The organism is Pseudomonas sp. CGJS7 (assembly GCF_036961695.1).
In genome coordinates this window covers 1-421 of sequence record NZ_JBAMDI010000334.1, presented here as the reverse complement: position 1 = coordinate 421, position 421 = coordinate 1, and the positions used below count along the sequence as shown (strand labels likewise).

At 60.6% G+C, this 421-nt stretch carries 1 pseudogene; it reads left to right on the top strand.

The features are described from left to right. A pseudogene (locus V7787_RS52960) lies at positions 1 to 421 on the top strand (type IV secretion protein Rhs); the annotation flags it as partial.

The window sequence follows — 421 nt, the reverse complement described above, 5'->3', positions numbered from 1 at the left end:
GACCCGCTGGGGCGCGAGACACAGTACCAATACGACCCGGAAGGCCGTGTTACCCAGGTCACCGATGCCCTCGAAAAGAGCAAGTACCTGAGCTGGAACACGTGCGGTCAGTTGCTCAGCTACCGCGACTGCAGCAATGCCCAGACGCTGTATCACTACGACGCCCATGGCCGCTTGCGCGAAAGCATCAATGCCCGGGGTGAACACACCCACTTCCGCTACGACGCACGTGGCTATCTGGTCGAAAGCGAACGCCCGGACGGCCGCATTGACCGCTATGAGGTCGATGTTGCCGGTCAGCTGACGCGCTATATCGACCCTGCACAGAAAACCCTACAATTTCGCTACGACCCCAGCGGCCGTTTGGTCGAACGCACGGACGCCATGGGCTACAGCGTGAAGTTCCGCTACGACGCCTATG